The organism is Kineosporia sp. A_224 (assembly GCF_002198655.1).
In the GTDB taxonomy this organism is placed as follows: domain Bacteria; phylum Actinomycetota; class Actinomycetes; order Actinomycetales; family Kineosporiaceae; genus R-H-3.
The window spans coordinates 102,698-125,739 of sequence record NZ_MWLN01000194.1; the positions used below are offsets into that span (position 1 = coordinate 102,698).

Here is a 23,042-nt window from a genome sequence, read left to right on the forward strand (position 1 = left end):
GCGCCGCCTAGTCCGACGGCCGGCGTCGGGCGGCGCTGAGGGTCGGTCCGACCTTGCGGACGAGCACGTTCATCTCGTAGGCGACCATGCCCATGTCCGCCTGGTCGTCGGCGATGAGCGCGATCGCCGCCCCGGGTCCGGCGGCCGTGACGATGAGCCAGGCGCGGTCCATCTCCACGAGGGTCTGCCGGACACCGCCGCCGTCGAAGTGCCGGCCGGTGCCCTTCGCGAGGCTGTGGAAGCCGGAGGCGACGGCGCTCAGGTGGTCCGCGTCGTCCTTGGAGAGCCGTTGCGAGCGCCCGATGAGGAGCCCGTCGGCGGACAGCACGATGGCGCGGTCCGCCCCGGGCAGCCGTTCGACGAGATCGTCGAGCAGCCAGTCGAGCCCCTGCCCGGCAGAGACACCGCCCGTCACCCCGACCTCCTGGAGCGACGGGCGCGGGACCGGCGTCCGGCAGCACCTCCGGGCGCGTACGAGCATCCGCCTGCCATGCCGCCCCTCAACCCTGGTCCGTCTCGATGTAGGCGTCGCGCCCCATGGCCGTGCCGCGCTGGAGGGCCGCCCACCTGCTGCGCGCCTCGTCCGGGCTGACCGAGGGCTCCGTGTCGAAGCCGGACTCGTCGACGCCGCCGTGCGGCGCCGCCTGGAGGCCCTCGGCCAGATGGGCGTTCCGCTCCCGCTGGGGCAGCGGCGGCCTGGCGAGCCTGGGGTCGCCGGCCGAAGGGACGTCACCCGCTGCCTCCGGGCGCACCCCCTCGACGACGAGCCGGTCGTCGACCGGCGGTGGCGCTGCCAGCGCGACGGCACCGCGCGGTTCCGGCGCGAAGAGCGCACCGACCGGTGCCGGTTCCTCCTGGTAGGCCGGTTCCTGCGGGGCGAGGACGACGTGCGGCGCACGCTCGAAGGCAGCGGGGCCGGGGGCGCCGGCGCCGGGGGCACCCGGCGCGTGCGTCCCTGCGCCGTCGTCCTCGCTCTCGTCGGCCACGAGCTGCATCGGCAGCAGGACGACCGCTCGCACGCCGCCGTACGGCGACTCGACGAGCGTGACCCGGATCGCGTGGCGCCTGGCGAGCCTGGCCACGACGAAGAGGCCGAGCCGGGAGTCGTCGCTCAGGCTGAGGACGTCGAAGTCCGGCGGCACCTCGAGGGTCCGGTTGAGCTCGGCGAGCATCTCCGGCTCGATGCCCAGCCCGCGGTCCTCCACCTCGACGACGACACCCCGCCCGACGAGCCCGCCCCGGACCTCGACCTTCGCCTGGGGCGGTGAGAACCGGGTGGCGTTGTCCACGATCTCCGCCAGCAGGTGCACGAGGTCGGTGACGGCCGCGCCGTGGATGAGGAGCTCGGGCAGCGGCGCGACGCCCACCTTGGCGAACTGCTCGCTCTCGGCCACGGCACCGCGGACGATCTCGAGCAGCGGCACCGGCCGCCGCCACTGCCGGCCGGGCTGCTGACCGCCGAGGACGATGAGGTTCTCGGCCTGCCGGCGGGCCCGCGTCGCGAGGTGGTCCAGCTCGAAGAGCATCTGCAGCTGGTCGGGGTCGTCGAGCTGGCGCTCGGCGTGGTCCAGGACGGCGAGCTGGCGGTGCGCCAGCACCTGGCTGCGGTGCGCGATGCTCAGGAACACCGCCCTCGTGCCCTCCCGGGTCCGCGCCTCCGCCTGGGTCGCCTCGACAGCGACCCGCTGGGCCCTGGAGAACGCGTCCGCGAGCTGGCCGAGCTCGTCCTTGCCGTAGTCCAGGGGCGGGAGCTGCGCGTCGAGGTCGACCGGACGGCCCGCGCGCAGCTCACGCACCACCGTCGGCAGGCCGACGTCCGCCAGGGTCAGGGTGTCGGCCCGCAGCCTGCTGATCCGGCGGAAGAGCCGGTTGGTCAGCTGGACGGCCACCCCGAGCGCCAGCAGCGCGACGACGAGCACGGCCAGGCCGCCGATCAGGGACGTCACGAGCGTCCTGCGGCCCTCGCTCCGGCCGAGCCTGGCGGCGGTGTTCGCCTCGGTGAGGTAGAGCGCGACGTAGCGGGCCGTGGTCTGCCGGCTGGCGGCCTGCCACTCGTCGAGCGGCACCGGCAGCTGCGGGCGTCCCGACGCCGACGCACCGCCGAGGACCGCGGCCGCCCGCCGGACGAGCACCGCCTCCACCGCGGCGCGGGTCCGGCCCGTGGCCGAGGTCTGCACGGATGCGTACCCGGCTCTCTCGTCGGCGGGCACCCTGGCGGCGACGTCGGCGAGGCGGCCCTGCCCGAGCTGGACCTGCCGCAGGTACTCGGCGGCGAGCGCGTCGGGCAGCTGCGGCGCGGTGGCCACGACGATACCCAGCGCGTCGGCGCGGGCCACGTTCTCACCGGCCTGGAAGGCATCGAAGGAGAGCAGGTAAGCGGCCCCGACCGCGCCGGACGGGGCCCCGCGGGCGATGTCGCGCAGGCTCGTGGCGGTGGCGTCCAGCAGTTGGCCGTAGAACCCGAAGGCCTGGTCGATGGACGCCTTGCGCACGTCCACGCCCTTGCGCACCGTCGCGAGGGCGCCCACGACCTCGGTGAACTGGTTCATCGCGGCCCGCTCCTGCGGCGTCGCGCTGGAGAGCAGGTCGTTCGCCACCGAGGTGATGGCGACCAGCGCCTTGTCCACCCGGGCACGGTCGCGGGTCAGCGCGGTGGACGACGTGGACGGTACGGCGAGGAAGGCGACCGTGGACTGGCGCTCGTCCTGCAGGCCCGCGATGAGGTCCGTGGAGCCCCGCGTGATCTGCAGGCTCTGCGAGCCGAACCGCTGGGCACGCTCGCCCTGCGCCACGAGGTAGGCCGCGGTGCCGGCGCCGATCAGGGCCAGCGCCATGCTCGGGACGAGCGCGATGACCAGGACCCGCCGGCGGAGGCCGCCACGCGTCCGCGCGACCGGCGCGGCCGGTCCTCCTGGTTCGGATCGCCCGGTCGGCGGTTCCGGCACAGCCGCTCCCAAACTGTCGGAGTCAGGGGGTCGTCACGACGTCGGTACGGGTGGCCCCGGCAGCCGCGTCCCGACGGGCCCGCGGATGCGACGTACACGGACGACCTGGTCAATGGGGCCACAACGTAGGGGCGCCCCCAGGAGCCGTCAACGGGTGCGGGCGAACTCGTCCTGGCCATGGCGCGGCCTGTGCGGCCGGACCGGGCCATGATCAGCACTGATTACTCTCTGTGGAAGAACACTGACACCCCACCTGCGGGGATGTCGATTTCACCAATACTCAGTGTCACCTTGGCTTCCGAAAGGAACCGAAGGTCGCATTGCGCTGGCTGCGCCCGGTACGCCCCGAGAAGGTCCTTGACGCCTCCCCCGTCGCTGACCGACAGTGCGTGATCACCGGGCACGCCGCGGGGCGTGCCGGAGGGAGGGCGCAGTGAGCGGCGGCACGGTCGAGGCGGCACGCCCCCCTGCGGTCCGCGGGCTCCCGTTGCTCGGCAACCTGCCGGGGCTGGCGAACGACCCGGCGGCCTTCCTCGTCCGCTGCTACCGGGAGTACGGGCCGGTCTTCCGGATCCGGGTGCTGAACCGCAGCGTCACCGTGCTCGCCGGCCCCGACCTGGCCCGCTTCATGGGGAGCAGGGAGGGCCGGACGGCGCTGCGCTCGAAGGAGGTCTGGCAGGGCCTCGTCGACGAGTACGGGGCACGGACGAGCGTCCTCGGAGCGGACGGCGCGGAGCACCGGCGGCTGCGGGACCTCATGCGCCGCGGCTACTCGCGGGAGGCGCTCGCCGGGCGGATGGGCGATCTCGTGGGGATCACCGACCAGTGCCTGGACCAGGGCTGGCCGGCCGGCGGCCGGGTCCCGGTCGTCGAGGCGTTGCAGCGCCTCGTCGTCACCCAGCTCGGCACGCTGCTCACGGGCAGCGTCCCCCTCGACTACGTCGAGGACATCCGCACGACGATCCTCACCATCCTCAACGTCCACGTCGTCAAGCAGCGCCCCGCGGTGATGCTCAGGCTGCCGCGGTACCAGCGTGCGAAAGCCCGCGTCGTCGAGCTGAGCGACCTGATGATCGCCGAGCACGCGGCCCGGCCGCGGCACGCGCCGCACGAGCGCACGCTCGTGGACGACCTGATGGACGCGCATGCCGACGATCCAGACCTGTTGTCCCGCAACGATCTCGTCGTCGCCCTGACCGGCCCGTACGTGGCCGGGCTCGACACCGTCGCGAACACGCTCGGCGGGCTGGTCTACCTCGTGCTCAAGCACCCCGAGGTGCACCGTCGGATCCAGGCCGAGTCCGACGAGGCGTTCGGCGCCGGACCGGTCGGGGACGACCTCGTGGAGCGCCTGCCCGCGACCCACGGCGCGGTCCAGGAGGCGATGCGGCTGTACCCGATCGCGGTCGCCCAGCCACGGGTGGCGAACCGGGACTTCGAGTACGCGGGCCACACGGTGCTCGAGGGCGAGGACGTCTACTGCGCGATCACGGTCCCGCACTTCCTCGAGGAGTTCTTCCCCGACCCGGGCCGCTTCGACATCGACCGCTACACCGACGAGCGCCGCGAGCACGCGCGTCCGGGCGCCTACGCACCGTTCGGGAAGGGCCCGCACACCTGCCTCGGCAAGGGCATCGCCGACGTGCAGATGACCGTCACCGCCGCGCGGCTCTTCCACCGGCTCGAGCTCGCCCTCGACCGGCCGGACTACACGCTGCGCCGCAAGGCGGTCCCGACCCCCGGTCCCGCGTCGAGCTTCCACGTGCAGGTGGTCGGCCACCGGACGCCGTGAACGCGCCCGGTCCGTGCCCTTCTCCTCGGGGAAGTCGGAACGCCAGGGGGAGCGGTCAGCGGCGCACCCGGTAGCGCAGGTGAAGCACCCGGTTGCCCCGGAGCACCACGTCGGGATCCTCCAGCAGGTGCTGCGCGTCGACCGACCCGAAGAAGCGCTTGCCGGACCCGAGCACGACGGGGACGACGTCCATCCGCACCTCGTCGACCAGGCCCGCGGCCAGCACCTGGCCACCGACGTCGCCGGCCGCGACCTCGACGACGCGGTCACCCGCGAGCTCCTGCGCCTTCGCCACGGCGGCCTCGACGCCGTCGACGAAGTGGAACGGCGCCCCGGGGTCCCAGCCCTCGGGCATCGGCCGGTGCGTCACGACGACCACGTGCTCGACCCCGCCCGGGGGCTTCCCGTCCCAGCCGTCCGTCATGTCGAAGACGTGGCGACCGGCGATCGTCACCCCGATCTGGTCCCAGTACGGCCGCGTGTGGTCGTAGGACGTCTGCGACACCTTCAGCACGCCGCTGTCGTCCAACGGGACGTCACCGCTGGTCAACCAGTCGAACAGCGGCCCGGGCTGGTCGTTCTCGTCAGCGACGAAGCCGTCCACCGACACCGACGCGTACATGACCACTCTGCCCACGGATGCGCGCTCCTCTGCCCTGGGGTGTCCCGACCGTAGCGATCCACGACCTGTGACCGGCCGAGGGCCGCACGGTCATCGGGCCACCGCGAGCTGATCGGTGAGCGCCGCCAGCAGGAAGGGCAGCTGGCCGACCTCCTCGACGTTGTGCTGCACCCACGCCTCGCACAGCGCGACCGGCATGGCCCGGGTCGTGAGCCACCGGTTGAGCGGCGCGAGCCAGGAGTGGCGCGCGCCGATGTCCATGACGCTCACGTAGTGCGCGCCCTCGGCAGCGGCCGACCAGGTGTGCTCGAGCTGGAAGATCTTCACCCCGAAGCGCCGCTGCACCAGCCGGATCCCCGTCGCGTCGAGCTTCTCGACCCGCTCGGTGACGTCGATGGCCGGGTTCCTCGCGAACCTCTCGACGATGCGGAACCGCGCCCCCTCGCCCGCGCTGCCGTCGGACGCCGGCCGGGCCAGCTCCCAGAGGATGTGGTCGACGGGGTGCCAGGCGAGGTAGCGCGGCACGACGGCGCCGCCGTACCGAACGGTGCCGCCGATGTGGGTGAACCACCACAGGAGGTCCGCCGGCGTGACGCCGGGCAGCGGGGCGTGGTCGATGGTCACCCGGCGGCGCCCGTGCGGCAGCTCGGCGATCGACCAGGTGGCCGAGCCGACACCGCGCAACGGGTGGACGACGGGACGGGGGTCGGGCACCCGGACGGCGCGGGTGCGGGTCGGGTTCATGCTCACGGCAGACCTCCGGAGGGGTGAGAAGTGGACGCCCCCAGCCTCCGTCCGGGCCTCGTCGTCCGACAGCCTCACGACCCCCACACCACCGGAACACCCCCGCCGCCTCCTCCGACGGCTCCGGCCGGTGGGCCGCCGGCCGCCCCTGGTACGCCGTCCTCGCGTTCGTCCTGCTCACCGTCGCACTCAACGGTGCGGGCGCCGTCCGCGGAGCCGCCGACCACGACGAGTACGAGGTCCCCGGCCTGAAGTCCGTCGACGGCCTTGAGCTTCTCCGGGCCCACGACCGGCTCACCGCGGCCGCCGGCGCGGAGGTCGTCGTCCACGTCGACGAGGGCACGGTGTCGAGTTGGGTGCCGGTGCTGCTGTTCGCCATCCTCTTCGGGCTCTCGATGGACTACGAGGTGTTCCTGCTGTCGAGGATCCGTGAGGACCGGCAGTTGACCGGTGACGACCGGGGCAGCGTCGTCCGCGGCCTCGCGTCCACGACCCGGGTCATCAGCGCAGGCGCGGCGATCATGGTCATGGTCGCGCACGGCTTCGCGCTCGAGCCCGACGTCGTCGTCAAGCAGATGGGCGTGGGTCCCGCCGCAGCCGTGCTCCTCGACGCGACCGTCGTCCGGCTCGTGCTCGTCCCCGCGACGATGACCCTGCTCGGCCGGCACGCCTGGTGGCCGCCGGCATGGCTCGACCGGGTGCTGCCGCAGGTCGAGGCGGAGGTACCGAACGACGTCCCGGTCACCGTCGAGCGGGAGCCGGTGGTCGCCGCGCCCTGACCCGTCATGCGGTCACACGGTCCCGAGGATCTCGTCGGCCCAGCCCTCGAGGTCCTCGGGACCGGCTGCGCGCCCCACGTCCCAGGCCACCCGGAACGCGTCGCCGCCGAGCCGGGCCCGCAGCTCGGCGAGGTCGCGGTCGGCCTGCTCGCGGGAGACCGGGAAGCTGCGGTCGGCCGCCGACCGGGCCGCGAGCGAGGCGGACGCCCCGAAGAGCCGGGCGGCGAGCTCGTACCGGCCGAGCCGGACGGCCAGCCCGGCGAGGGCGGGGAGCGAGTAGGTCATCGGCCAGGCCATCGCGGTGCGGGCCGCGCGCGTGACGGACTCGGCGAGGAGCCGGGCGGACGACGCGGCGTCGCCCGCGAGCGACAGAGCACCGGCGAGCACGTTGAGCGTGGCCATGAGGAGGAAGTCGTTGCCGACGGCGCGGGCGCGCTCGACGGCGTCCTGCCCGAGCGGGACCGCCGCAGCGACGTCACCGGTCGAGATCGACACCTGGGCGAGGATCATCGCCCGGTAGGCACCGAGGTAGCCGGGGACACCGGCCGTGGCGTCGAGGTGCGACTGCGCAGCATCCGGACGTCCGAGGAAGACCTCGGCGTTGGCGAGGAGCAGCCGGGCCTCGATGCCCGCCGGGCCGTCAGGGGCCAGCGCGAGCGCCGCCGTCGCGTGCTCGTGCATGCGGGGCAGGTCGCCGGTGAGCAGCCGCAGCCCGGCGGCCGCGCGGTGGCCGGCCGCCGCGTCCGCGGGGTCCAGCGCGTCGAGGTCGAGGCGGGCCAGCGTCTCCAGGCCCTCGACGCCGTGGTTGCGCAAAGCGAGCCGCAGCCAGACATGGCCGAGGGTGCGCGCGACGGCCCCGTGCCGTCCGGTCGCGACCAGGTGGGCGACGGCGGCGCGCAGGTCGGCGTCCTCGGAGTCGAGCCGCGCCAGGGTGTCGAGGAGCCGGTGGTCGAACAGGGCGGGGCCGGCGTCGGCGGCGACCTGCTCGAAGAGGCGCGCGTGCCGGTCGCGGAGGGCGTCGCCGTCCGGGCCGGTGAGCCGGGCGGCGGCCTGCTCCCGGATCGGGTGGAGCAGCCGGAACCGCGGCACGGCGCTGGGGAGGCGCACGACGAGGGACTGCTCGACGAGCACCGAGAGCGACTCGAGGACGTCGTCGTCGACAAGTGCCTCCACGCTCGCGAGGGTGAACGGGCTGTGGAAGACCGAGAGGGCGGCGAAGAGGTCCTGCGCCTCGACGTCGAGCAGGTCGTGGCTCCAGGTGACGACGGCGGCGATCGTGCGCTGCCGGTCGGGAAGGTCACGCAAGCCGTTGCCGGACAACGCGTTCCCACCCAGCAGGCCGTCGAGGCCGAGCACCCGGGAACGAGCTGCGGCGAGCTCGACCGCGAGCGGCAGCCCGTCGAGCCGGCGGCACACCTCGGCGACGAGCGGCGCCGTCCGGTCGTCGAGCCCGACCTGGGTGCCGGCGGCGGCCATCCGGTCGACGAGGAGCCGCGCAGCCGGGGACACCGCCACGTCGCCGACGGCGTCGGTTCCCGGGAGGTCGAGCGGGCCGAGCCGGACCTCGTGCTCGGCTCGCACCCGCAGCGGGGCGCGACTCGTGGCGAGGAGCTTCACGTCCGGCGAGGTCTCGACGAGCCGCGCGAGGGCCGGGGCACCGTCGAGGACCTGCTCGAGGTTGTCGAGGAGCAGCACCAGCCGACGGCCGCCGAGCGCCGTGGCGAGGGACTCGACAGTCGTACCGGTCGGTGTCTCGGGGAGCCCGAGGGCGGCGGCGATGCGCGGGAGGACGAGGTCGGGATCGCGGACATCGGCGAGGTCGACGGCGGTGACGCGCTCACCCTGTCGCACCAGGGCGCTCGCGACGGCGCGGGCGAGGGTCGTCTTGCCGACGCCGCCGGGCCCGGTGAGCGTGACGAGCCGGCGACGCTCGAGAAGGCCGAGGACGTCGGACAGTTCGCGTTCACGGCCGACGAGGTCGTCGCTCTGCTCGGGGACCGGCGTCGCGCCGTCCGCGGGCGCCGTCGTCCGGCGTGCCGGGACGGCACCGACGAGCCGCTCGGTCTCGGTGTCGTCCAGCGCCAGCGCCGCGGCGAGCGACCGGACCGTGTGCGGGTAAGGCCGGCGGCGCTCGCCGCGCTCCAGCGCGCCGACCGCCTTGACGGTGAGCCCGGCCCGGTCGGCGACCTCCTCCTGGGTGAGGGAGCGGGACTCGCGCAGCGCGCGCAGCACCTCGCCGAAGCCGTCGCCCATGGCCCGGAAAGGTAGCGGAGCGAGCCCGTCGGGGGCAGGGTCCAGGTTGTCCCGGCGGGTACCGGCGAGGAGAGTCACGGTATGAGCATCGACAAGCCGCCCGCGGGCACCCGCGGCAGCCGTACGCCCCCGCGCCTGATCGGCAGGATCGTCATGCCGCTCATGACGAGGATCCACCGGCTCAGCAGGGACCGCTTCGCCGGGATGGACCTGCTGTACCTGCACACCGTCGGGGCGAACTCCGGGCAGCCGCGGACGAACCCGCTCGCCCGGTTCGACGACGGCGCGGGCGGCTGGGTCGTCGTCGCCTCGGCGGGCGGTGCCGCGACGCATCCGGCCTGGTACCACAACGTCGTCGCCCACCCGGATCAGGTGTCCGTGGAGCTGGGCGGTCGCACGCACCACGTGCGGGTCGAGCAGCTCGAAGGGGACGAGCGGGCAGCCATGTGGGGCACGATCGTCTCTCGCGCCAAGGGTTTCGCGGGCTACGAGGCCAAGACGGACCGGCTCATCCCGGTGCTGCGGCTGACGCCGACGGACGGCGCGGCGCCGCCGGCGTGACGGCCGAGCCGGGCCGTCGGCGTGGCCCGGCCGATGAGTCTGCGCCCCGTGATGGTCTGTACGCCGACGACCGAATCGCAGGAGGTTGACGACGTGCGGAGACTGACCTACGGCATGAACGTGAGCCTGGACGGCTACGTCGCCGCGCCCGGCGACGACCTCGGCTGGGGCGTGCAGAGCGACGAGCTGTTCCAGTGGTGGTCCGACCGGGTGGCGACGACGGGCCTGGCGCTGTACGGGCGCAGGCTCTGGGAGACGATGAGCTCCCACTGGCCGACCGCCGACGAGCAGCCGGGTGCCACACCGGCGCACATCGAGTTCGCCGGACGCTGGCGGGACATGCCGAAGGTCGTGTTCTCATCGACGACCACCGCGGTCGACTGGAACGCCCGCCTGGTCACCGGCGACGCCGTCACCGAGATCACTCGGCTCAAGGCCGAGGACGGCGCTCCCATGGACGTCGGCGGCGCCACCCTCGCGGCGGCGGCCATGCAGGCCGGACTGATCGACGAGTACGCGATCGTCACCCACCCGGTGCTCGTCGGTCGTGGCAGACCGTTCTTCACGGCACTGGACACGGGGGTGAACCTGAAGCTGGTGGAGACCCGGACGTTTCCCGGCGGGGTGCTCCTGAGCAGGTACGAGACGACGCACTGAGGGCCGCGCGCCCGGGTCGGACCGGCGCGCAGGGGATGCGAATCCAAGGGTGTACTGGACCGTACACATTAGTGTACGGTCCAGTACACCTCACAGAAGGGACCACTCCCATGGTCCGGATCCTTCGTCGCGTGTACGTCGAGCTGGTGGGCGCGACCACCGCTGTCACCCTCGTCGCCGGCTTCTGGCGCCTCGCTGCCGGCGAGGGCGCGGGCTGGTTGGCCGCATCGGCCGCGTGGCTCGTCGCCGCGGCGACGATCGGAGGCAGCAAGGTGTACGTCGCGCGCAGGGTGGCACCCGCCGACTGGGCGTGGCGGGTGGCGGCCTCCCTGGCGGTGGTGGCGACACTGGCCACCGGTGGACCGGGAGCGGTGACGTCCGCCGTCGCCGGGTCGGCTGCCCTCGTCGGTTATCAGACCTGGTACACCGATCAGCACCGCCCGTCGGGAGGACTTGCGGTCGGAGAGCTGCTGCCCGCGTTCGCGCTCCAGACGGCCGACGGTTCCCCGACGACGTCCGAGGCGCTCCGTGCGTCGCCGCACGTCATCCTGTTCTACCGGGGTTCGTGGTGCCCGTTCTGCGTCGCCCAGGTGCGAGAGCTGGCAGCCCAGTACCGGGAGCTGGACCGCCGTGGCGTGCACGTCGCCCTCATCAGTCCGCAGCCGGCCGACGACACCCGCGCACTGGCCGAGCGGTTCGACGTACCGATGGACTTCTACGTCGACCATCAGGGATCGGCCGCGCGAGCGCTTGATATCGTCCAGCAGGGCGGCGTGCCGCTGAGTTTCACGGCGGGTACGGACGGCGACACGGTGGTCCCGACCGCGATCGTCACCGACGCAGTCGGCCGGGTGGTCTGGTTCCAGCACGCCGACGACCACCGGGTCCGGCCCGAACCAGCCACCTTCCTGGAGGTCATCGACCGTGCAGGGATCGGCGCGCGGGGAGGCGCGTAAGCGGGAGATCGTGACCTCCGCGCTCGAACTCGCACTGGTCCGCGGGTTCTCGGCCCTGACGGTCGACGAGGTGGCCCGGAGCGCCAACGCCTCGAAGACCACGCTGATGCGGTTCTTCGGCGGCCGTCGCGGCCTGATCGAAGCGACACTCGCCCTGGAGATGGAGCTGGTCGTGGGGCCGCTGGAGGAGTCCTCCGCGGATCTCGTCCGCTTCGGGGCCGCCTTCCAGCAGATCATCTTCTCCGAGCGCTGCCTGGGCCTGCTGCGTTTCGTGCTCCACGAGAGCGCCACGGACGCCGGCCTCGGCGAGGCCTTCCGCGGCACCGTCCTTGCCGGGGTCCGGACGATGATCGGTCCCGCCGTCAGCGAGGCTCTGGGGCTGCCGCTCGACGACCCCGACGTGGTCTCCGCGTCGGAGCGCTACCTGGGTGACCTGGTCGGCGTCGAGCTGCTCCGCGCACTCAGCGGCGACCGTCCGGACGCCGCTCGTCTGGAGGTCCTACGCGGACGAGCAGTGCGACAGCTCGGCTGACTGCGTGTCAGTGACCGGTCGTCTCCGTCGGGCGCGTCAGCAGCCGGTCCAGCTCTCCGGCGGCACCGTCGTACCCGGCGTCCGCGATGCGCTGCAGCCCGAGGAGGTCTCCGCTCGCGACGGCACGCCGGGTCAGATGGACACCCGCCCGCAGGCATCCTTCGTCGAGCAGAGCCTCGAGCTCGTCAAGATCGCCCCGTGCGTCGGCGAGGTCCGCCAGCCGTTCCCACGCGCGCTCGTTGCCGTCGTCCGCCAGCGCGCGCAGCACGTCCCGGTCAGCTGTCTGGTCTGCCATCGCACCATCGTGCAGGCTTGCCCCTAGGGCAAGGTCAAGCAGACACGGGACGAGGGCTTCGATGCTCACGATCGGCCGGCTCGCCGCCTACGCGGGCGTGACCACGAAGACGGTCAGGGTCTACCACGCCAAGGGGCTGCTCCCCGAGCCCGCGCGTGACGCCGCCGGGTACCGCCGGTACACCGGGCGCGACGTCGCGACGCTCCTCGAGATCAGGACCCTGACGCAGGCGGGAGTCCCGCTGGCCGCCGTCCGCGACCTGCTGCACGCCTCCCCCGAAGACCTCAGCGACGCCCTGGCCCGGATCGACCAGGACCTGGGCGAGCGCATCCGCAGACTACGGACGACACGCGCCGCCCTGCGTCGCCTCGCCGCCGGCGAGAGCACGATCCTGCCTCCCGACGTGACCGCGCACCTCGACCTGCTGCCACAGCTGGGCTTCACCAGCCGATGGACAGAGCTTGTGACGGACCTCTGGGTCCTCGCCTTCGCGACCCAGCCCGGGACGGCCCGCGCGCTGTTCGACGACCAACGGGCGATGCTCGAGGACCCCGACCACCTCGCCGTGTTCCTCGAGTACGACCGCGTGCACGACCTCGACCCCGACGACCCCCGGATCGCCGCCCTCGCGGCGCGCATCGTCGCAGCCACCCGTGCCCGGTACGGCGACGGCGCACTCCCCGGCCAGGACCCGGCGTCCGAGCCCTCTGCCCTGTCCCAGGCGACGGTCAACGCGACGTCCCCGGCCTGGAAGCGGCTCGACACGTTGATCCGCGCCGACCTCGCGCGATGAGCTCAACCCGACCTGGCTCGATGCCTCGTCAACGCTGACGGGTCACCCAGAGAACCCCGGCCACAAGCAGGCCGACGGGTATGGAGGCGATGAACGCCACCCACAGCCCGAAGATCACCCACCCGGTCAGCCAGTGGCTCAGCCGGGGGCCGGCGCCGGCGTGCACGGCGACGGCGTTGCCGGGATCGGCAACCTGGTAGCGCACCCGCAGCGTCGTCCCCTCGACGACCTTCTTGCCGGAGAAGCCGTAGCTGACGAACCCGACCGCGAACACCCTCGCCGCCTCATCCGCGAACTGCACCCGCCACTGTCGGCGGACGTCCCCGTCGCTGTCGGTCTCCTCGTGGTCGAGCGACGTCACGAGGCCGTCGGTCCACCGCCCGCCGACGATGCGTCGTGCCGCGTTCCGGACCTCGGCCACCCCGACCGCGAAGAGATACCCGAGAAACGCGACCGCCAGGCCCATGACGAGCACGACGACGATGACCTCGGCAGGCACCGCGGCCGCATGCAGCCACGGCAGGGGTCCGTCCGCCTCCGAATGGTTCACCAGGAAGTCGGCGACCAGAGCGATCACGACGTAGAAGGGCACCATCACGAGCAGGAGGACCAACAGCGCCACGGAGTTGCCCACCAGCCGGCGCAGCCACAGCGGCAGTGCAGCCAGGCGCGCGGACGCCCTCGTGCCGGAAGCGCTCCTGCGCATGATCCAACAGTAGTGCCGGTCGCGCCGCGGAGGAACGGCGTCGAGGACGTCATCGGCCGACGGCGCGGGGCGAGCGCCGTCCGGACCGTCTCCCGGCCCAGCACCATGCCGGGGGAGGCCACACTGCAGCGTGCGGTGGTGACGACCTGCCCCGTCGACACGGACAGGGCCGCAGACCAGCACCGGTCCCTCCGGCTCGAAGCCCAGCGGAGCGGGCAGCGTCACCGAGCGCAGCGGGCCGTCGGATCCAACGACCGACACACGCTTCCGCCAGGTGCCGGCCGCGGTCGACTCGGGCATCGGGGACACGCGCATCCGGCGGGCGATCGCCGCGTACTCGTCCGCCGAGCGAGCGCCACGCAGGCCCGCGGGGAATCGGCGAGTTGCGCGGCGGTCTGCCGGCCACGTCGAGGCATTCCCGGCAGCTGGCCGTACGCCGATGCCGAGGGGTATGCGTCACGCGTCTGCGCGACATACTGGACTGCCCTCGAACAGCCGACAACCAGGGGCCGACATGCTGACAACGAGCGACGTGATTGCGTTCGCATCCAGCGCCGACCTGGCGAGGGCTCGCGCCTTCTACGAAGGCACTCTCGGGCTGCCGGTCGCGTACGAGAACGCGTACGCCTGCGTCTTCGACGCCCACGGGACGATGCTGCGCATCACCGCCGTGGCCGAGGTCGCCCACCCCGGGTACACCGTGCTCGGCTGGCGCGTGACGGACATCAGCGAGACGGTCGCCGGACTGGAATCCCGCGGTGTCGCCTTCGCTCGTCACGAGGGCATGGAGCAGGACGCCCAAGGTGTGTGGACAACTCCGAACGGCGATCGCGTCGCCTGGTTCACAGATCCAGACGGGAACGTCCTGTCTCTCACCCAGTTTCACTGACCAGCCGCCCCGGTGCGCTTCCTCGTGCTGCTGTCCGGCCGTTCGGCGCGTCCGACAACAGGCGTTCACCGAGGGCTCGGACCGTGGCCGATCGGTGCGTCGCCGTCTGACGCCCCTGAGGCACCCGCTGGCAGCTTCGCCGCCAGCAGCACGACCCGTCAGTCAAGCCCCAGCGAGAACCGCGGCCGGGAGAACTCACCCGTCACTGAACCAGGACGGTTCAGATCGCAACCGGCATACGTCTCCCCCGCTGCAATGCAGCGGCCATTCCTCACACGCCGTGTCCCACGGGTAGTGCCGCCAAAGGGCCCACCTCACTCCGCCACCTTCGCGATCGCGGCTCTTCGACATGGCTACCGCGCGAGGGCAGCGATGAGGTCCTGGGCGGGCATGGCTCGGGGCCGGTCGCTGACTTGTCCGTCGCCGAGCTCGATGACTCGCCAGGTGGCGTCGTCGCGTCGGGCGAGGTCCACGGTCACGAAGGGCAGCCCTAGCGCCGCTACCTGCTCCGAGAGCCCAGGCACATCTGCAGGTCCGTCCGGAGCGCTGTCCGGCGTGTCCGGGTGGGCGCTGCTCAAGGCGAGTCGGCCGTCGATCCACCAGGTACGCAGTTCGGCGCCTTCGAAGTGCTCGAAGCGGCGTAGCACCAGGCCGCCGGTGAACGAGTCGTCGCGCAGCTCGATGAAGCGTTCGGCGATCCGCCGTGCGGTGTCGAGGTCGCTGACGTCCGGGATGTAGCAGGCCTCGTCCCAGTAGTGCTTCATCGACTTCACATAGTCACGTAGGACGGCGCCGGCGGGTGCCAGCTCGGCGCACAGGTCTTCGATCGCGTCCGTCGAGCTGCCGGAAGACCAGACCGCCTGCGGGGTGTGCGCCTCGAGCGCGCCGTACCAGCCAGGCAGCTCGTGGGCGGTGCGGAACTGCTGCGAGGTCGAGCGCAGCCGCGCGCCTCGCGTCGCGAGCGCCTGTTCCATGTCCGCGTACTGCTCGGCGCTGACCATCCAGCCCCGGTAGACGACGTCATCGCTCTCGGGGACTCTGGATGTGGCCTCGCTGGCGCGGCCGCCGACCAGTGCGTCGTGGTCCAACAGTGCGAGGGTGACCCCCAGCTCGCGGGCCGCCGCCGCCTCGTCGGCGAAGTGCGGGTCAGGCAGGCGGGCCCGCAGCGGGTCCGACGGGACGACGAGCAGCATGACCGCCAGTCTGCACGAATGAGTGGTGCGCTCGGTCACCCAGTCGGGTCATCGGAATCCGCCTCTCCGGGTTCGGGGCTGAGACGACCCCCGGGGAGCCAATGGTCCAGAACTGCCACGGCCCGCGAGCGGTCGGGCACGAGCAGGGCGGAGTGAACAGTGCTGTTGGACGTGTGGGTGACGGTGCAGATGGCGTGGACGAGCTCGTCGAACGCGGCGGCATGGGCAAGATCGGACAGGTAGTCGTCGACCGGACCGAAGGTCCGCCCCAGGCGTTGCAGGCGTAGGGCGCGGCGGCGCATCGTGCCGATGAGGGGCTGGCCGGCCAACGGGCCCGTGTCCGTGACGTGCTTGCGTTTCGCGCCGAGTGCGCGTCGGAAGAGGACGTCCTTGTCGCGTGTCCCGGCGATCAGCTGCTGATGCGCGGGCCTCAGCCCTGTCCCGCGGAAGTTCGCTCCCCATCCCTGGTCGGTCTCCTCCCACTGGATCGGTTCGTCCAGGAGGTACTCGCGTCGCAGAATCTCGGCGAAGCGGTCCAGCGCTTCCTCGGCGGGTGCCACCGCGGCGATGTCAGGCAGGTGACCGCACGGAGTCTCGCCACTGAGGTCGCCCACGGAGGTCGACCAGCCGGCGCGAAGGAGCAGGGCCCAGAGCAGTTCCGCCGGTCCTGTCGGTTCAGGAGTCATGCTCGCCCGGCATTTCACTGGTCACCGGCCATCGATATTCCTGGCGGCGCTCTCGCGTGCAGCCGAGGCAACGATCCAGGACGGTGATCGACTCGTCGCCGTTGTCGTTCACCGAGACATGCCGAGCGACTGCGCCGCAGTGAGGGCACGGATCCGTGTGCTGGTCGTCGACACTCCAGTCCCAGGCGTCGAAGTAGCCGTCGGGATCGGGGCGCCCGATGCCGACGTCGAAACTGCTGCTGTCGGGGAAGACCAGTCGGAACGGAGAGTCGAAGGCGAGTAGCAGCCACCATTCATCGAAGGTGGGCGCGAGCAGGCGGACTCTCCAGCCCGGGTCCAGTGCGGTGACCGCCACCTGGACCGGGCCGACGATCGACAGGGACCCGCTGGCCTGCCAGCGAATCTCAGCCGGTCCGTCGTAGTCCACACTCCAGGATGGCAGCACGAGCTGTGATCCACACGTAGCCTGCCAGACCCCTCGGTGACGAGTACCGCGGTCATCACGGCCGCCAACCACCGTCGTGCGGGCGGCGCTCCGCGTTGGCCGACTGCGCTCAGCCTCGGTAGCCGGTGCCGGGACGTCTGGGCTCCCACAGGTCGCATCTGTAGAACTCCGGCACCTCTTCGGTCACCGGGACTCCCCAGTACTCCCACTTGCCACGCGCCGCCAGGTACTGGGACCGCGCGTCGCGGTGGCAGCGCATTCCCATGTTCCCGTTGCCGCCGGGGTCGTAGTCCGACAGCCCGCACGTCAGGCAGCACTGCCACTCGCGGTCGCCGAGCTGCCGCAGCAGGGTGCCGAGGACGTCTTCGAGTCGTTCTTCCTGGCTGTTCAGGATCGTGAGTCCGTCGAGGCTGACAGGGGCGTCGACGACGGGCTCGTGCCGGCCGGATCCGAGGTGGAACGTCAGGAGCAGGTGGTCGCCCGCAGCAGGTGGGCTGCAGCGCCCGATGGGGACCAGCACGGTGAGCTCGCAGTTGTCGATCTCACCCGCCCCGTTGAGCGGCAGGGCGGTCGTCGGGGAGTCCGGTTCGAGGCCGGTGAAGTCCGAGCCCGAGACACGGACCCCGCGGATCTCGGCAGTGACCTCGTAGCGGCCGCCCCAACCAGGGCGCGCAGAATCGGCGATCGACCAGGCCACCCGTTCGGTTCCGATGTCGTCGGTGAGTGATCCCGAAAGGATCATCGGCAGCATCGCGCCACGCCGGTCTGTCCTATCGATCTCGTCGTGCGTCACGTCGGGCATCGGCTGCGACCCGCACATCCCGGAAGTCTGAGACGGCTGCGCATGCCAGCCGGATCAATGCGATCACATCGCCGTCGGCGAGCAGCAGGACGTCGTCCAGGACAGCTGCGGGCACCTCGAGCTCCCCCGGGCCGTAACAGTCGTGCCAGGCCATGTCCACCAGGTGCAGCAGGTCGAGCGCCGCCTCGACGTGCTGGGCAGCGAACTGCTCCTCGACGGGAGGCCTGCGCTCCAGTCGGCGCTGCTCGCTACCGACCGCCATGACACGGCCCTCCCGGTGAGTACTGATGACGATCGTGAGCATGACCGGGCCACCAGATCGCCGGAAGAGCAGCCTCGACCAGCGGGAGCCCGGCTCAGCGCCGGCCCGCTCCCCGTCAGCCCGGGCCGGCAGGGCGTCTCACGAGGGACCGGGGGGTACCCAGGTCAGCTGCCTTCTGTGGTGGTCGTCGTGCCGGGTGCCGTAATGGTAGACGTCGAGGAAGGTCTGTAGTCGGTGAAGTAGGGGCCCCAGCCGGTCGGTAAGTGCATCCCGCGTGCGAAGGCGCGGTCGTCGCCGCGGCGGACGGACGCCTGGAGCCGGGCCGCGATCCGGTCGAAGACCCAGACCATGCCGCGCCGCCCGAGGAGGCGTCCGCCGCCGAGGGAGCCGAGGTAGTTCACGACGTGGAACGGCCTCGTCATCGCGTTCAGGCACCGCGCGAAGATCGGCGTCGTCGGCCGACAGGACCAATGCCCGGAAGCCGGCGGCGGCGCAGGCGAGTTCGTCGATGACGTCGTCACGGTTCATGCGGCACCTCACCAGGGGCCCGCGCGGGGCGCACCGGTCCAGGCCGGCGCCAGCGGCCGCGCGGGGCTACGACTGCTCGAGGTGCTGTCTCAGGGCCGCGAGGTTGGCGGGCATCTCCTTCCGGGCTGCGGGCCGGACGGCGAGCGGGACGAGGACCTTGCCGATCCCGTGGCCCTCGAAGTCGACCGTGATGCTCAGCCGGGAGCAGGTCGCGCCGAGCGGGGTGACCGTGAGGTCGACGATCGCGCGGATCGGCCCGTCGAGGCCTCGCACTCCCCACGACCGCGGTGGGTCGATGTGCGTGAGCGCCGAGGTGGATGCCCTGTCGGCGAACCCGATCCGGCGCGTCGTGCGGCACAGGGATCCGACCCGTGGCGCGTCAGGGTCGTCGAGGTGACCGTCGACGACCCCGGCCTGCCACTCGTGGAACCGGGTCGGATCGGTGGCGTAGGCGAACACCTCCTGTGCGCTGCGCTCGATCTCCGCGGTGGCGGTGACGGCGGTGACGCCGGCCATCAGGCCTTCTCCGCCGGCGCGAGGAGTGCCGCGTAGCGGGCCAGGTAGAGCGGCCAGCCCTCCTGGTCGTCGACGCCGTCGCGGACGGACTGCCAGCCGGCGCTGTGCCGGTCGATGTTGCGGTGCTCGAGCTCGACCCGGGTGCGGGCCGAGGTCTCGGCGACGAACCGGACCTCGACCTCGCTGGTGAGTGCGTGGTCTGTCTCGACCTGCCAGGTCGGGCCGATGTCCCAGCTGAACACCACCCGGTCCGGCGGCTCGAACGCGAGGATCCGCGCCCACCGGCACTCGCTGCCGTCCTCGGCCCGGTCGTAGATGTGGCCGCCGACCCGGGGCTCGAACACGGTCTGCGCGATCGGCGACTGCAGCATGTTGTGCTCGCGCGGCTTGAAGTCACCGAAGCGCGCGGTGAACACCTCGAACGCCGTGGCGATCGGGGCGTCCACGACGACGTGTCGGTTGACCACGGTGGACTCGGGCTGGGTCATCGGTTCTCCTTGGTCTGCTCGTCCGTCGCGTTCTGCTCGTCTGTCGCGCCGACAGGGTCGGCCGCCGCGTCGAGGGTTCGGACGGCGTCCGCGTACCCGGACAGGGCGCGGCGCCAGTAGGTGTCGAGCTGGTCCCTCAGCGCGGCCACGGCCGCGGGCTCGAGCCGGTAGATCCGCCGGGTGCCGTCCGCACGCTCGCTGACGAGCCCGGCCTCCTTGAGGACCTTGAGGTGCTGCGAGACAGCAGGTCTGCTGACCGGCAGGACGGCGGCGAGCTCACCGACGGCACGCGGACCGTCGGCCAGGCACTCGACGATCGCGCGACGGGTGCGGTCCCCCAGGGCGTCCCACACGTCGTCGCCTTGGTAAGCATCCACGAACGGTAAGTTTCCACTAACTGTCCTGGTGGTCAAGAGGCACGATCGACTGCATTATTGACCGACCGGGTCAGTTACGCGAGGGTCTGCGCATGCCCCGTCAGATGCCACCGGACCGGTTCGCCGCCGTGGTCGCGGCGTCCGCGCAGGTGTTCGTGGCGCACGGGTTCCAGCGCGCGCAGGTGCAGGACGTCGCAGACGTGCTGGGGCTGAGCAAGGGCGCGCTGTACGGGTACGCGACGGGCAAGCTCGCGTTGTTCTCGGCGGCCCTGCGGTACGCCGACGGTGTCGAGCCGTTGCCGGACCGGTCGATGCTCCCGGTCGCCCCGGCCCTGCCCGGTGACCTGGCGGCCGTGGTCCGTGATCGGCTGGCGGCGCAGATCCCGGAGCTCGAGCTGACCCAGGCGTTGCTGCGAGATGCGCCACCGGAGGGTGTGACGGGGCCGCAGGAGCTCGCGGTGGTGGTGGCCGACCTGTACCGGCGACTGTCGGCGAACCGGTTCGCGATCAAGCTGGTCGACCGGTGCGCGCCGGAGTTCTCCGAGCTGCGGCAGGTCTGGTTCGAGGACGGCCGTTCGCTGCAGATGGGCGCGATGGCCGAGTACCTGCGACGGCGCGGCGGTAGCGGGCACCTCGTGGTGCCGGGGGTGGTCGAGCTGGTGGCCCGCACGATGGTCGAGCTGTGCGTGCTGTGGGCCGTGCACCGGCACTGGGACCCGGCCGGTGCACCCGCCGGGCTCCCGGCGGGACACAACGACTTCGACGACGACGAGGTGGTCGACATGCTCACCCTTCTCCTGGCCCGGGGCACTGCCCCGGCGCACGCGTCCGACGCTCGGCGTCCGTCGTGACCCCGCCGGCCGGGCCGCGGGTCAGCCACCCGGTGTTCGCGGCGTTCTACCCGCGGATGGCGCGCGGGATGGAGGCCGGCCCGATCGGCAGCACCCGCCGGGCACTGCTCGCCGCCGCCCGCGGGGTCGTCGTCGACCTCGGGGCCGGGGTCGGGCTGAACCTGCCGCACCTCGGCCCGGACGTGAGCGCCGTCCACGCCGTGGAGCCCGACCCGCACATGGTCCGGCGACTCACCCCGAACCTGCCCCCTGGCGCCGTCGTGCACCAGGTCGGCGCCGAGACGCTGCCGCTGCCCGACGCCAGCGTCGACACGGTCCTGGCGACCCTGACGCTGTGCACCGTGCAGGACCCGGCGGCCGCTGTCCGCGAGATCCGCCGCGTGCTGCGCCCCGACGGGCAGGTCCTCGTCCTCGAGCACGTCCTCGCCACCGACCCGGGACTGGCCGCCTGGCAGCACCGGATGCGGCTGCCGTGGCGATGGTTCGGCGCCGGCTGCAACCCGACCCGGGACACCACGGCGGCGTTCGCCGCGGCCGGTTTCGACGTCGCCGGGCTGCAACGGATCGACGTCCCCGGGCTGCCGATGACCCGGGAGTGGGTCACCGGTGTTCTCCCTGCACCGGTAGCGGCAGTCTGATCCCGGCTCAGCCGGCCTCGACGGCTGCCTCGATCGCCACGTCGGTCTCACGGTAGGGAGCGTCGGTGGTCCACGAGCCACCCCGAAGCAACGTGCCGCGGAAGTGCGCCGCGCCGTCCGGCGCACCGGACGGGCGTTCCCGCCGCAGGCTCGGGTTCGCTTGCGCCGGTGGGGGTCACAAGGTCGTCGAGCGCACCGGCGAGGTGGCCGGGGACGTGGGCCCAGGTGCTGGCCGGCTGGTAGCGCAGGCTGGTTCCTTCGTCGCGCAGCGCACGGTCGATGAGGACGAAGCACGGCGGGTCAGCGAGATCGTGTCCGATGGGGTCACGACGGCTGAGAGGCGGGGCTGCGGTTCAGGGTCTCGTACATCCTGGCGGCGACCACCACGACGACCGGCCCGGAGACCGACGTCGCAATGAACGGCGGGATCGCAGCAGAAGCGTGCCACCGCACGGATGGCACCATCGTGGAATGCCACTGGCCGACCTGCTGCTCACGCGCCCACCCCACACCCCCCAGGCTGATGCCGCCCGCGGTCTGGACGACGGAGTAACCATCTACTGGCGCGACGGATGCCCCTTCTGTCTGCGGCTGCGCTGGGCCGTTCGCAAGCACGCCGCCCGTGCCACCTGGGTCGACATCTGGAGCGACCCTGAAGCCGCCGCCTTCGTCCGCACCACCAACGAAGGCGGCAACGAAGTGGTGCCGACAGTCGTGATCGACGGCGTCCCCCACACCAACCCAGATCCTCGCCTGGTCGCGGTCCGGCTGGGCGGCTCCGGCCCCGCCTGACCGGGAGCCGGCACGCCCGACCCGGCGTGCGCCCGGGCTGCTCGAGCGCGGCTCCCCGACGCCCCTCCCGTGTGCGCCATGTGCGTCGAGGTGTCACTCACGAGCATCCAGAGCGCGCTGGGCGGCTGACCTGCGCACACGTCTCATGCCACGTCCGATCGCGGCATTGAGCAGGATGCGGATGACTCGGCCGTCGCCGTCCTCGACTCGGACTCGGACTCGGTAGTGTTTCCATCCCGGTCCCGGCGACTGAACGGACCCGGCGACGGTTCCACCGACCGACGCATTGGCGCATTGGCCGCCGAGAGCCACCGGCGACTCATCTCGTCGTCCGCGGCCCCCTCGACAGCTTCCAGGCTGATCCCGTCGACCTGCATCGGGGCAGCGTGACATCCGGCGATCCAGCATGCGCTCCACCCAGCCGCGGGATCGTGTGCGCTGCGGGCACGGACGTAGGCCGTGCCTGGGTCAGCGACTGTCGCGTGAGAATCTCTCGCCGTGAGCGATTCATCGCCGGCCTGGCGTCAGCACGTCGACCTCGAAGGCGCCCAGCTGGGCGCTTATGGAACTGGAGCCGCTGCTGCGCGCTTTCGCTGACAGGGCGCCGTCTTCGTCGTGAAGGTCGATGGCGGTCGCATCGAAGGCGCCAACCCGCGCATCTTCACCGCCGTGGTGTCCGGTCCCGACGACTACGCGGCCAGATTCGACGACACCGATCTCGCACGATGCGCCACCAAGGCAATCAGCGCCTTTGACGCCAGGCTCGAATCCTGACGTCCACTTCCCTCGTGAATCTTCAGCGATTCGAGCCCTGGCCCGCGGCGCCATGCCTGACTCGTGCCACTCGCTCTGGAGCTGACCCGGTTTGACGGACGGGTCGGTTGTGGTGGTCAGGCTACGGCTGTGATTGCCGTGGCGGTGGCTTCGTAGGCGGCGGGGC

Annotated in this window: 27 protein-coding genes and 1 pseudogene; 12 read left to right on the top strand and 16 right to left on the bottom strand. The window is 72.2% G+C overall.

Annotated features, from left to right (window positions below; genetic code table 11):
- Positions 1–7: 7 nt before the first annotated feature.
- On the bottom strand, positions 8–415 hold the full coding sequence (locus tag EDJALFJO_RS22420) for a roadblock/LC7 domain-containing protein (protein ID WP_233149980.1): 408 nt from the start codon (positions 413–415) through the stop codon (positions 8–10).
- An 85-nt stretch (positions 416–500) separates the two neighbouring features.
- Positions 501–2,834 (bottom strand): nitrate- and nitrite sensing domain-containing protein, encoded by a 2,334-nt coding sequence (locus EDJALFJO_RS22425; RefSeq protein WP_143448707.1) that lies wholly within the window; start codon positions 2,832–2,834, stop codon positions 501–503.
- 544 nt (positions 2,835–3,378) lie between these two features.
- Between EDJALFJO_RS22425 and EDJALFJO_RS22430 the strand changes: the two genes are divergently transcribed.
- Entirely contained in the window at positions 3,379–4,737 is a 1,359-nt protein-coding gene (locus tag EDJALFJO_RS22430; protein ID WP_088288534.1) for a cytochrome P450, read from the top strand.
- 55 nt (positions 4,738–4,792) lie between these two features.
- Here EDJALFJO_RS22430 and EDJALFJO_RS22435 read toward each other — a convergent pair whose 3' ends face one another.
- Both EDJALFJO_RS22435 and EDJALFJO_RS22440 read right to left on the bottom strand, forming a co-directional pair.
- On the bottom strand, positions 4,793–5,374 hold the full coding sequence (locus EDJALFJO_RS22435; protein WP_088288535.1) for a dihydrofolate reductase family protein: 582 nt from the start codon (positions 5,372–5,374) through the stop codon (positions 4,793–4,795).
- Positions 5,375–5,449: 75 nt separating this feature from the next.
- Positions 5,450–6,103, bottom strand: a complete 654-nt coding sequence (locus EDJALFJO_RS22440) for a hypothetical protein (RefSeq protein ID WP_088288536.1) — start codon at positions 6,101–6,103, stop codon at positions 5,450–5,452.
- Positions 6,104–6,411: 308 nt separating this feature from the next.
- Between EDJALFJO_RS22440 and EDJALFJO_RS36540 the strand changes: the two are divergent.
- Positions 6,412–6,882, top strand: a pseudogene (locus EDJALFJO_RS36540) (MMPL family transporter); the annotation flags it as partial.
- 12 nt (positions 6,883–6,894) lie between these two features.
- Here the strand turns inward: EDJALFJO_RS36540 and EDJALFJO_RS22450 are convergent.
- Positions 6,895–9,135 carry a helix-turn-helix domain-containing protein gene (locus EDJALFJO_RS22450; protein WP_088288538.1) on the bottom strand — a complete coding sequence of 747 codons (2,241 nt, stop codon included), beginning with the start codon at positions 9,133–9,135 and terminating at the stop codon, positions 6,895–6,897.
- Positions 9,136–9,216: 81 nt separating this feature from the next.
- Here EDJALFJO_RS22450 and EDJALFJO_RS22455 point away from each other — a divergent pair, with 81 nt between their 5' ends.
- The 4 genes from EDJALFJO_RS22455 (at position 9,217) to EDJALFJO_RS22470 (ending at position 11,841) form a co-directional block, all read left to right on the top strand.
- Entirely contained in the window at positions 9,217–9,696 is a 480-nt protein-coding gene (locus EDJALFJO_RS22455) for a nitroreductase/quinone reductase family protein (RefSeq protein ID WP_088288539.1), read from the top strand.
- A 93-nt stretch (positions 9,697–9,789) separates the two neighbouring features.
- A complete protein-coding gene (locus EDJALFJO_RS22460; protein WP_088288540.1) occupies positions 9,790–10,353 on the top strand; it encodes a dihydrofolate reductase family protein in 564 nt (187 codons plus the stop codon).
- A 272-nt stretch (positions 10,354–10,625) separates the two neighbouring features.
- On the top strand, positions 10,626–11,309 hold the full coding sequence (locus EDJALFJO_RS22465; protein WP_233149982.1) for a peroxiredoxin-like family protein: 684 nt from the start codon (positions 10,626–10,628) through the stop codon (positions 11,307–11,309).
- A gap of 10 nt (positions 11,310–11,319) precedes the next feature.
- Complete coding sequence (locus EDJALFJO_RS22470) at positions 11,320–11,841, top strand: TetR/AcrR family transcriptional regulator (RefSeq protein ID WP_158220530.1); 522 nt, start codon at positions 11,320–11,322, stop codon at positions 11,839–11,841.
- Positions 11,842–11,848: 7 nt separating this feature from the next.
- On the opposite strand, the gene EDJALFJO_RS22475 is transcribed toward EDJALFJO_RS22470, so the two are convergent.
- The gene (locus EDJALFJO_RS22475) at positions 11,849–12,136 is read right to left on the bottom strand and encodes a hypothetical protein (protein WP_088288543.1); all 288 of its coding nucleotides are present in this window, start codon (positions 12,134–12,136) and stop codon (positions 11,849–11,851) included.
- A gap of 61 nt (positions 12,137–12,197) precedes the next feature.
- Here EDJALFJO_RS22475 and EDJALFJO_RS22480 point away from each other — a divergent pair, with 61 nt between their 5' ends.
- On the top strand, positions 12,198–12,929 hold the full coding sequence (locus EDJALFJO_RS22480) for a MerR family transcriptional regulator (protein WP_088288544.1): 732 nt from the start codon (positions 12,198–12,200) through the stop codon (positions 12,927–12,929).
- 28 nt (positions 12,930–12,957) lie between these two features.
- Here EDJALFJO_RS22480 and EDJALFJO_RS22485 read toward each other — a convergent pair whose 3' ends face one another.
- Positions 12,958–13,635 (bottom strand): DUF3592 domain-containing protein, encoded by a 678-nt coding sequence (locus tag EDJALFJO_RS22485; RefSeq protein WP_143448708.1) that lies wholly within the window; start codon positions 13,633–13,635, stop codon positions 12,958–12,960.
- Positions 13,636–14,149: 514 nt separating this feature from the next.
- Between EDJALFJO_RS22485 and EDJALFJO_RS22490 the strand changes: the two genes are divergently transcribed.
- On the top strand, positions 14,150–14,524 hold the full coding sequence (locus EDJALFJO_RS22490) for a VOC family protein (RefSeq protein ID WP_088288546.1): 375 nt from the start codon (positions 14,150–14,152) through the stop codon (positions 14,522–14,524).
- Between the two features lie 353 nt (positions 14,525–14,877).
- Here the strand turns inward: EDJALFJO_RS22490 and EDJALFJO_RS22495 are convergent, their stop codons facing one another.
- The 9 genes from EDJALFJO_RS22495 to EDJALFJO_RS22535 all read right to left on the bottom strand — a co-directional run bounded on the left by EDJALFJO_RS22495 (position 14,878) and on the right by EDJALFJO_RS22535 (position 19,821).
- The gene (locus EDJALFJO_RS22495; protein ID WP_088288571.1) at positions 14,878–15,717 is read right to left on the bottom strand and encodes an ATP-grasp domain-containing protein; all 840 of its coding nucleotides are present in this window, start codon (positions 15,715–15,717) and stop codon (positions 14,878–14,880) included.
- A 35-nt stretch (positions 15,718–15,752) separates the two neighbouring features.
- Entirely contained in the window at positions 15,753–16,331 is a 579-nt protein-coding gene (locus tag EDJALFJO_RS22500) for a hypothetical protein (protein ID WP_088288547.1), read from the bottom strand.
- A gap of 61 nt (positions 16,332–16,392) precedes the next feature.
- Positions 16,393–16,830, bottom strand: coding sequence for a hypothetical protein (locus EDJALFJO_RS22505; RefSeq protein WP_088288548.1), 438 nt, complete (start codon positions 16,828–16,830; stop codon positions 16,393–16,395).
- Positions 16,831–16,957: 127 nt separating this feature from the next.
- Positions 16,958–17,590, bottom strand: a complete 633-nt coding sequence (locus EDJALFJO_RS22510; RefSeq protein WP_233149983.1) for a hypothetical protein — start codon at positions 17,588–17,590, stop codon at positions 16,958–16,960.
- A gap of 28 nt (positions 17,591–17,618) precedes the next feature.
- Positions 17,619–17,954, bottom strand: coding sequence for a hypothetical protein (locus EDJALFJO_RS22515; RefSeq protein WP_088288550.1), 336 nt, complete (start codon positions 17,952–17,954; stop codon positions 17,619–17,621).
- 122 nt (positions 17,955–18,076) lie between these two features.
- Entirely contained in the window at positions 18,077–18,433 is a 357-nt protein-coding gene (locus EDJALFJO_RS22520; protein WP_143448710.1) for a hypothetical protein, read from the bottom strand.
- Between the two features lie 73 nt (positions 18,434–18,506).
- Positions 18,507–18,956: an SRPBCC family protein gene (locus EDJALFJO_RS22525; protein WP_088288552.1), complete on the bottom strand. Its 450-nt coding sequence runs from the start codon at positions 18,954–18,956 to the stop codon at positions 18,507–18,509.
- Positions 18,956–19,444, bottom strand: a complete 489-nt coding sequence (locus tag EDJALFJO_RS22530; RefSeq protein WP_088288553.1) for an SRPBCC family protein — start codon at positions 19,442–19,444, stop codon at positions 18,956–18,958. Before EDJALFJO_RS22530 ends, EDJALFJO_RS22525 begins: the two co-directional genes overlap by 1 nt.
- The gene (locus EDJALFJO_RS22535; RefSeq protein WP_198950549.1) at positions 19,441–19,821 is read right to left on the bottom strand and encodes a helix-turn-helix transcriptional regulator; all 381 of its coding nucleotides are present in this window, start codon (positions 19,819–19,821) and stop codon (positions 19,441–19,443) included. Before EDJALFJO_RS22535 ends, EDJALFJO_RS22530 begins: the two co-directional genes overlap by 4 nt.
- Positions 19,822–19,913: 92 nt before the next feature.
- On the opposite strand from EDJALFJO_RS22535, the gene EDJALFJO_RS22540 reads away from it, so the two are divergent.
- The 4 genes from EDJALFJO_RS22540 (at position 19,914) to EDJALFJO_RS34505 (ending at position 22,876) form a co-directional block, all read left to right on the top strand.
- On the top strand, positions 19,914–20,672 hold the full coding sequence (locus EDJALFJO_RS22540) for a helix-turn-helix domain-containing protein (protein ID WP_088288554.1): 759 nt from the start codon (positions 19,914–19,916) through the stop codon (positions 20,670–20,672).
- Positions 20,669–21,310, top strand: coding sequence for a class I SAM-dependent methyltransferase (locus EDJALFJO_RS22545; RefSeq protein ID WP_198950550.1), 642 nt, complete (start codon positions 20,669–20,671; stop codon positions 21,308–21,310). Before EDJALFJO_RS22540 ends, EDJALFJO_RS22545 begins: the two co-directional genes overlap by 4 nt.
- Positions 21,311–21,781: 471 nt before the next feature.
- Entirely contained in the window at positions 21,782–22,102 is a 321-nt protein-coding gene (locus EDJALFJO_RS22550; RefSeq protein WP_198950551.1) for a glutaredoxin domain-containing protein, read from the top strand.
- A 615-nt stretch (positions 22,103–22,717) separates the two neighbouring features.
- Entirely contained in the window at positions 22,718–22,876 is a 159-nt protein-coding gene (locus EDJALFJO_RS34505) for a hypothetical protein (RefSeq protein WP_158220531.1), read from the top strand.
- The last annotated feature ends 166 nt before the right edge of the window (positions 22,877–23,042 follow it).

Coding starts and splice junctions, on each gene's coding strand:
- EDJALFJO_RS22530 (WP_088288553.1), bottom strand. CDS start 19,444: ATGACCCAGCCCGAGTCCACCGTGGTCAACCGACACGTCGTCGTGGAC.
- EDJALFJO_RS22425 (WP_143448707.1), bottom strand. CDS start 2,834: ATGGCGCTGGCCCTGATCGGCGCCGGCACCGCGGCCTACCTCGTGGCG.
- EDJALFJO_RS22490 (WP_088288546.1), top strand. CDS start 14,150: ATGCTGACAACGAGCGACGTGATTGCGTTCGCATCCAGCGCCGACCTG.
- EDJALFJO_RS22495 (WP_088288571.1), bottom strand. CDS start 15,717: ATGCTGCTCGTCGTCCCGTCGGACCCGCTGCGGGCCCGCCTGCCTGAC.
- EDJALFJO_RS22550 (WP_198950551.1), top strand. CDS start 21,782: ATGCCACTGGCCGACCTGCTGCTCACGCGCCCACCCCACACCCCCCAG.
- EDJALFJO_RS22480 (WP_088288544.1), top strand. CDS start 12,198: ATGCTCACGATCGGCCGGCTCGCCGCCTACGCGGGCGTGACCACGAAG.
- EDJALFJO_RS22540 (WP_088288554.1), top strand. CDS start 19,914: ATGCCCCGTCAGATGCCACCGGACCGGTTCGCCGCCGTGGTCGCGGCG.
- EDJALFJO_RS22450 (WP_088288538.1), bottom strand. CDS start 9,135: ATGGGCGACGGCTTCGGCGAGGTGCTGCGCGCGCTGCGCGAGTCCCGC.
- EDJALFJO_RS22455 (WP_088288539.1), top strand. CDS start 9,217: ATGAGCATCGACAAGCCGCCCGCGGGCACCCGCGGCAGCCGTACGCCC.
- EDJALFJO_RS22515 (WP_088288550.1), bottom strand. CDS start 17,954: ATGCTCACGATCGTCATCAGTACTCACCGGGAGGGCCGTGTCATGGCG.
- EDJALFJO_RS22510 (WP_233149983.1), bottom strand. CDS start 17,590: ATGATCCTTTCGGGATCACTCACCGACGACATCGGAACCGAACGGGTG.
- EDJALFJO_RS22485 (WP_143448708.1), bottom strand. CDS start 13,635: ATGCGCAGGAGCGCTTCCGGCACGAGGGCGTCCGCGCGCCTGGCTGCA.
- EDJALFJO_RS22440 (WP_088288536.1), bottom strand. CDS start 6,103: ATGAACCCGACCCGCACCCGCGCCGTCCGGGTGCCCGACCCCCGTCCC.
- EDJALFJO_RS22475 (WP_088288543.1), bottom strand. CDS start 12,136: ATGGCAGACCAGACAGCTGACCGGGACGTGCTGCGCGCGCTGGCGGAC.
- EDJALFJO_RS22525 (WP_088288552.1), bottom strand. CDS start 18,956: ATGGCCGGCGTCACCGCCGTCACCGCCACCGCGGAGATCGAGCGCAGC.